Origin of the sequence: Actinokineospora spheciospongiae, from assembly GCF_000564855.1 — a bacterium.
In the GTDB taxonomy this organism is placed as follows: domain Bacteria; phylum Actinomycetota; class Actinomycetes; order Mycobacteriales; family Pseudonocardiaceae; genus Actinokineospora; species Actinokineospora spheciospongiae.
In genome coordinates this window covers 1-7,119 of record NZ_AYXG01000186.1, presented here as the reverse complement: position 1 = coordinate 7,119, position 7,119 = coordinate 1, and the positions used below count along the sequence as shown (strand labels likewise).

The window sequence follows — 7,119 nt, the reverse complement described above, 5'->3', positions numbered from 1 at the left end:
CGCCATAGGGGCCCCGGCCAAACACATCCACCCAGCCGGGCACACCCACAAAAAACCCGGCGCTCGAAAGCCGAGCGCACCCACCCGGGCACACCCACCAAAACCCCGGGCTCTGAAAACAGAGCACACCCACCCGGGCATCCCAACCAAGGTCCCGGGCTCGGCAGGACAGGCCCTAGAGCACGCCCTTGGTCGACGGGATGCCGCCGACCCGGGGGTCCGGTTCGGTGGCGGCGCGCAGGGCCCTGGCGAAGGCCTTGTACTCGGCCTCGGTGATGTGGTGCGGGTCCCGGCCGTGCACGACGCGCAGGTGCAGGGCGACCTGGGCGTGGAAGGCGATGGACTCGAAGACGTGGCGGTTGAGGACCGTGGGGTAGTTGCCGCCGACCGTGAAGCCGACCATGACCTCCGGTTCGCCCGTGTGCACGCAGTAGGGCCTGCCGGAGACGTCGACGGCGGCGTGGGCGAGGGTTTCGTCCATCGGAATCCAGCAGTCGCCGAAGCGGCGGATGCCCTTCTTGTCGCCCAGGGCCTCACGGAGGGCTTGGCCCAGGACGATGGCGGTGTCCTCGACCGTGTGGTGGGCGTCGATCTCGATGTCGCCGGTGGCGCGGACCGTGAGGTCGAAGGAGCCGTGGGTGCCGAAGGCGGTGAGCATGTGGTCGAAGAAGGGGACGCCGGTGCTGACCTCCACCTTGCCCGAGCCGTCGAGGTCGATCTCGACGAGCACGGAGGACTCGCGGGTGCTGCGCTCGACGCGGCCGATGCGGTTGGTCATCACACGATCTCCTTGCTGGCGGACAGGAAGGCGTCGTTCTCCTCCGGGGTGCCCACGGTGACCCGCAGGTGCCCGGGGATGCCGACGTCCCGAACCAGGACGCCTCGGTCCAAGTAGGACTGCCAGGCGGCGGCCGGGTCGTCGAAGTGTCCGAAGAGGATGAAGTTGGCGTCGCTGGGGACGACCTCGGCGCCGAGGCCGCGCAGGGCGTGCGCCACGCGGTCGCGTTCGGCGGCGAGCCGGTGCACCGAGGCGAGCGTGCCCTCGGCGTGCCGCAGCGCCGCGCGGGCGGCGGCCTGCGTCAGCGACGACAGGTGGTAGGGCAGGCGGACCAGCAGCAGGGCGTCGACCACGGCCGGGGCGGCGGCGAGGTAGCCCAGCCGCCCGCCCGCGAACGCGAACGCCTTGCTCATGGTGCGGCTGACGATCACCCGGGTGGGGAATTCCTCGATCAGGTGCACCGCGCTGTCCTGCGGGGAGAACTCCGCGTACGCCTCGTCGACCACGACGACGCCCGGGGCGGCCTCGACCAGCGCGCGCAGGTCGGTCAGCGGGATGGACTGGCCGGTGGGGTTGTTCGGGCTGGTCACGAAGACCACGTCCGGCGCGCGCTCGGCGAGCACCGCCACCGCGGCGGCCACGTCGAGGGAGAAGTCGGCGCGGCGCGGGGTGGGGGCCCACTCGGTGCGGGTGCCCGCGGCGATGATCGGGTGCATCGAGTACGACGGCTCGAAGCCCAACGCCGAGCGCCCCGGGCCGCCGAAGGCCTGGAGTACCTGCTGGAGGATTTCATTGGACCCGTTGGCGGCCCACAGGTTCGCCGTGGACAGCTCGAGCCCGGTGGCCGAGGAAAGGTAGGCGGCGAGGTCGGTGCGCAGGGCGACCGCGTCGCGGTCCGGGTAGCGGTGCAGGGTCGCGGCGACCTCGGCGGTGGCCGCGGTGATGTCGGCGACCAGCTCCGGCGGTGGCGGGTACGGGTTCTCGTTGGTGTTGAGCTGGTACGGCACGTCGAGCTGCGGCGCCCCGTACGGGGACCGGCCGCGCAGGTCCGCGCGCAGCGGCAGGTCGGACAGCTCCGCGCGGGAGCCGGGGGCGGTCACGCCCCGTCCCGGAAGCGGGCGGTGACGGCCTGGCCGTGCGCGGGCAGGTCCTCGGCCTCGGCGAGGGCGACGACGTGCCCGGACACCTCGCGCAGCGCGTCCTCGCTGTAGTCGACGACGTGGATGCCGCGCAGGAACGTCTGCACCGACAGCCCCGAGGAGTGCCGGGCGCAGCCGCCGGTGGGCAGCACGTGGTTGGAGCCCGCGCAGTAGTCGCCCAGCGACACCGGGGACCAGGCGCCGACGAACACCGCGCCCGCGTTGCGCACCCGGGCCGCGACGGCGCGCGCGTCGGCGGTCTGGATCTCCAGGTGCTCGGCGGCGTAGGCGTCGACCACCCGCAGCCCGTCGGTGACGGTGGCCACCAGCACGGTGCCGGACTGGGCGCCGGTCAGCGCGGTGGTGACCCGCTCGGCGTGCCGGGTGGCCTTGACCTGGCGCTCCAGCTCGGCGTCGACCTCGTCGGCCAGGGCCACCGAGGTGGTGACCAGGATGCTGGCGGCCAGCGGGTCGTGCTCGGCCTGGCTGATCAGGTCGGCGGCGACGTGCACCGGGTCGGCGGTCTCGTCGGCGAGGATGGCGATCTCGGTGGGGCCCGCCTCGGCGTCGATGCCGATCAGGCCGCGCAGCAGCCGCTTGGCCGCGGCGACGTAGATGTTGCCCGGCCCGGTGACCAGGTCGACCGGGGCCAGTTCGGTGCCGTCGGTGTCGGTGCCGCCGTAGGCCAGCAGCGCCTGGGCCTGCGCGCCGCCGACCGCCCACACCTCCTCGACGCCGAGCAGCGCGGCGGCGGCCAGGACCGTCGGGTGCGGCAGGCCGTCGAACGCGGCCTGCGGCGGTGAGCACACCACCAGCGACTCCACGCCCGCGGCCTGCGCCGGGACGACGTTCATGACCACGCTCGACGGGTACACCGCGAGCCCGCCGGGCACGTACAGCCCGACCCGGGAGACCGGCACCCAGCGCTCGGTGACGGTGCCGCCGGGCACGACCTGGGTGGTCTTGTCGACGCGCACCTGGTCGGCGTGCACCCGGCGGGCGCGGGAGGTCGACTCCTCCAGCGCGGCCCGCACGGCCGGGTCCAACCCGGCCAGCGCGGATGCCAGCGCCTCGGCGGGCACCCGGACGCTCGCCGGGCGCACGCCGTCGAAGCGCTCGGTCAGCTCCAGCGCGGCGTCGACCCCGCGGGTGCGCACGTCCTCGACGATGGGTCGCACCAGATGCAGCGCCGCGTCCACGTCGACCTCGGCGCGGGGCAGCGTGGTGCGCAGCTCGGCGGCGGACGGGACGGCGGAGCGCAGATCGGTACGCGAGAGCATGGGGTCCTTCCGGAGTTCGGCGAACCCCACCAGGGTAAGGCGTCGGGCCGGGCGGCTCAGCGCGCGGTGCCCCAGCTCACCGGATGGTGCGCACCGCGGCCACCGCCGTGTCCAACTGCGACCGCCCGACGAAGTAGTGCGGCGAGGCCCGCACCACCTGCTCCAAGCCGCGCCGGGTCATGTCCAGCCGGGTCGAGGACCGGCCGCTGACCGTCACGGTGATGCCCTGCCCGCGCAGCGCGTCGCGCACGGCCTCCGCCGCGACCCCCTCGACGGTGAAGGTGACGATGCCGCAGCGCCGGGTGCCCTGGTCGCGCACCTCGACCCCGGGCAGCGCCGACAGCCCCGCCCGCAGGTGCTCCGCGCGGGCGCCCACGGCGGCGGCGATGGCATCCGGCCCGAGGTCGAGGGCGTAGCGGGCGGCGGCGATCAGACCCAGCCGGTCGGCGATCGAGCACTCCCACAGCTCGAACACCCGCGCGTCCCGGCGCAGCTCGATCTCCCCCGGAGCCACCCACGAACCGCTGTGCAGGTCGACCAGGCGCGGGCTCAGCCGCTCGCGGACGTGCGCGGGGACGACCAGCACACCGGTGCCGCGCGGGCCGCGCAGCCACTTGCGCCCGGTGCCGCTGAGCAGGTCGACGCCCAGCGCGCCGACGTCCAGCGGGAGCTGGCCGAGGGACTGGCAGGCGTCGAGGAGGACCAGGGCGCCCACGGCGTGCGCGGCGTCGGCGACCTCGCGGACCGGGTTGACCAGGCCGCCGTTGGTGGGCACGTGGACCAGCGAGACCAGCCTGACCCGCTCGTCGAGGAGCCGGGTCAGCGCGTCGAGGTCCACGGTGCCGTCCGGGCCGGACGGCACCGGCTCGACGGTCGCGCCCGCCTTCGCGGCGAGGTTGAGCAGCGGCACGGCGTTGCCCGCGTACTCGGCCTCGGTGACCAGGACCCGGTCACCCTCGGCCAACGGGACGGCGTCGACGGCGGCGAGCCAGGAGCGGGTGGCGCTGTCGGTGAACGCGACCTCGTCGGGCGCGCAGCCCAGGAGTTCGGCGAACACGGCGTAGCCCTCGGCCAGGTCGTCGGCGCGCTCGGCCGCGGCCCGGTAGCCGCCGACCTCGGCTTCCCGGCGCAGGTGCCCGATCACGGTGTCGAGGACCGGTGTCGGCGGCAGCGAGGAACCCGCGCTGTCGAGGAACACCTGGTCCCGGGCGCCGGGTGTGTCGGCGAGGACCCGGGCGGCGTCCCAGCCGTCGGGGTCGAGCGCGGTCAGCGCGGTGTCCAGGTCGACAGGTTCCACCAGGGCCCCCAGGTGTGGTCGGTGCCGGTCGTGTCGACGACCGGCCGGTAGCCGTTCCAGTTCTCGCGCAGCACGTAGGTGTGGTCGACCGCGGCGAGCACCACCATGGTCGGTGCGGCGGCGTAGGCGCGTTGCAGTGCGCGGAACGCGACCGCGCGCTGCGCAGGGTCGGTGGTGGCCCGCTCCGCGTCGAGGGCGGCGGCGACCGCGCCGCCGCCGGGGTGCAGCAGCGGGTACAGCGCCCGGTCCGGGTCGAACGGGTCGCCGAAGGCGGTCAGCCTCGGCGTGGCCGGGTCGGTGGTGGCGTCGGCGGGCTTGGGCGTGACCTTGACGCCCACGGCGGCGGCGGACTTGGCGAAGGCCGTGGCCAGGTCGCGCGAGACCAGGTCGGTCGTCGGGTAGGCCAGGTCGAACGCGGCCACCGCGCCGCCCCGGGTCCGCACCCCGTCGGCCCCGGGCACCCAGCCCGCCGCCAGCAGCACCTCGGCCGCCTTGGCGGTGTCGCGCCGGAAGGCGGCGGCGGGTTCGACGAACTCGGCGGCCACCTCGGGCACCGGTTGCGACGCGGCGGTCCCCTTGCCCGCCAACGCGTCCCGGACGAGCGCGTCCCGGTCGACGGCGAGGTTGAGCGCGAGCAGGACGGCCGGGTCGGCGGCGGTCGAGCCCGCGGGGATCGAGACGGCGCGCAGGTCGGCGCTGCTGTGCTCGACCACGGCCAGGCCATTGGTCTTGGCGAACTCCTCAGCCGGCGTCGGCGGCAGCGCGGCGCCGTCGAGCCTGCCCTCGCGCATCCGCCGGGCGCGGGTCTCGTCGTCGGGCAGGAACTCCAGGGTCACCCTGGTGATCTCCGGCGGACCGGCGAAGTACGCCCGGTTCGCCTCCAACTCCAGCGAGACGCCCCGGGTCCAGCTCACGACCTGGTAGGGCCCGGTGCCCACGGGCGGGTCGGACGGCGGCCCGTCGGACTTCACGCCCAGGGTCAGCAGCTCCGGGAACTGCGCCCAGGGGGCGTTGAGGTCGAACCGCACCGAGGTCTTGTCGACCGCCTGCACCCCGGACAGCATCCAGAACCGACCGCGCAGCGGGGCGTCGGCGGCCAGCACCGACCGGTAGGTCGCCACCACGTCCCCGGAGTCGAAGGCGCTGCCGTCGGTGAAGCTGACGTCGGTGCGCAGCGCCACGGTCCACGAACGGCCGTCGGGGGCCGGGGTGGGCAGGCCGGTGGCCAGCGCGGGCCGCAGCGCGCCGCCGGGCGCGTGCTCCACCAGCCCGTCGAAGACCTGCGCGGAACCGAACGGCGCGTACCCGGCCACCGGGTCCAGCGTGGTGGGCTCGGCGGCGACCCCGATCACCAGCGAACTGCCGTCCGGGTCCCCCGAGGCGGGCGGTGTGGGGTCGGTGGTGCAGGCGGGGACCAGGAGGACACTGGCGAACACCACCGCGACCGGACCGCGGCGGAGGGACAGGAACGGCACGGGACCCGAGGGTAGTCGGGTCCCCGGCGGCAGGAGGTTGCGGAGTGCGCGCGGCGCTGTGTCAGATCACCTCGACCCCGGACCCGGCGGCGAACCTGGCGGCGGTCCGCTCCGGGGTCGCCGCGGCGGCGCGGGCGGGGGCCTCGCTGGTGCTGTTCCCGGAGGCCACCCAGTGCTGCTTCGGCGTGCCCCTGGGCCCGATCGCCGAACCGCTGGACGGCCCGTGGGCCTCGGCGGTGCGCGAGATCGCCGACGAGCACGGCGTGCTGGTGGTCGTGGGCATGTTCACCCCGGCCGACGACGGCCGGGTGTTCAACACCCTCCTGATCACCGGCCGCGGCGAACACCGCGGCTACGACAAGATCCACCTCTTCGACGCGTTCGGCTTCACCGAGTCCCGCACGGTCGCCCCGGGTTCGGAACTGGTCACGGTGACCGTCGACGACCTGACCCTCGGCCTCACCACCTGCTACGACGTGCGGTTCCCCGAGCTGTACCGGGCACTGGCCGCCCAGGGCGCGGCGGCACTGCTGGTGGCGGCGTCGTGGGGGGCGGGCGAGGGCAAGCGGGAGCAGTGGGAACTCCTGGTCCGCGCCCGCGCCCTCGACGCCACGGCGTGGGTGCTGGCCTGCGGCCAAGCCGACCCCGGCACCCCGAGCAAGGCCCCGACCGGCATCGGCCACAGCCTGGTCGCGACCCCGACCGGCGCGATCGCGGCCTCACTGGGCCCAACCCCGGACCTGCTGGTGGTGGACATCGACCCGGACTCGGTGACCAAGACCCGCGAGGCGATCCCGGTACTGGCCAACCGCAGGCTCTAGGACCCGCCCCAAAGCCAACCAGCCACCCACAAACCGCCGCCCAACCACCCGGCCGGCGCAGCACAACCAGCCGCCCCCGGCCCGGCGGCCCGGCAGCCGCGCCGAACCCCATCAGCGCAGCCGCCAACTACCCACCACACCGCCAGCCCGGCGAGCGAATGCCCGGGTGGAGTGAATGTCCTGAACGCAGGCCGACCACCCCAAGAACCGGCGGCCCGGCGAGCAAATCCCGGGTTGGTGGACGCGATTGGCCAGCCGACCACCCCGAAAACCGCCGGCCCGGCCAAGCAAACGCCCGGGTGGGTGGATGCGATTGGCCAGCCGACCAC

The 7,119-nt window shown here is 74.7% G+C and carries 6 protein-coding genes; 1 reads left to right on the top strand and 5 read right to left on the bottom strand.

Features of this window, described 5'->3' with window-relative positions; translation table 11 throughout:
* Positions 1-175 precede the first annotated feature (175 nt).
* The 5 genes from hisB to UO65_RS24255 form a co-directional block, all read right to left on the bottom strand.
* Positions 176-778 (bottom strand): imidazoleglycerol-phosphate dehydratase HisB, encoded by a 603-nt coding sequence (gene hisB, locus UO65_RS24275; protein WP_035286663.1) that lies wholly within the window; start codon positions 776-778, stop codon positions 176-178.
* Positions 778-1,878: a histidinol-phosphate transaminase gene (locus tag UO65_RS24270; protein WP_035286661.1), complete on the bottom strand. Its 1,101-nt coding sequence runs from the start codon at positions 1,876-1,878 to the stop codon at positions 778-780. Before UO65_RS24270 ends, hisB begins: the two co-directional genes overlap by 1 nt.
* Positions 1,875-3,197: a histidinol dehydrogenase gene (gene hisD / locus UO65_RS24265; protein WP_035286666.1), complete on the bottom strand. Its 1,323-nt coding sequence runs from the start codon at positions 3,195-3,197 to the stop codon at positions 1,875-1,877. Before hisD ends, UO65_RS24270 begins: the two co-directional genes overlap by 4 nt.
* Before the next feature lie 76 nt (positions 3,198-3,273).
* Entirely contained in the window at positions 3,274-4,494 is a 1,221-nt protein-coding gene (locus UO65_RS24260) for an aminotransferase class V-fold PLP-dependent enzyme (protein WP_324608982.1), read from the bottom strand.
* Positions 4,464-5,969 carry an ABC transporter substrate-binding protein gene (locus tag UO65_RS24255; RefSeq protein WP_233427819.1) on the bottom strand — a complete coding sequence of 502 codons (1,506 nt, stop codon included), beginning with the start codon at positions 5,967-5,969 and terminating at the stop codon, positions 4,464-4,466. Before UO65_RS24255 ends, UO65_RS24260 begins: the two co-directional genes overlap by 31 nt.
* 44 nt (positions 5,970-6,013) lie before the next feature.
* On the opposite strand from UO65_RS24255, the gene UO65_RS24250 reads away from it, so the two are divergent.
* Positions 6,014-6,790, top strand: coding sequence for a carbon-nitrogen hydrolase family protein (locus UO65_RS24250; protein ID WP_035286658.1), 777 nt, complete (start codon positions 6,014-6,016; stop codon positions 6,788-6,790).
* Positions 6,791-7,119 lie beyond the last annotated feature (329 nt).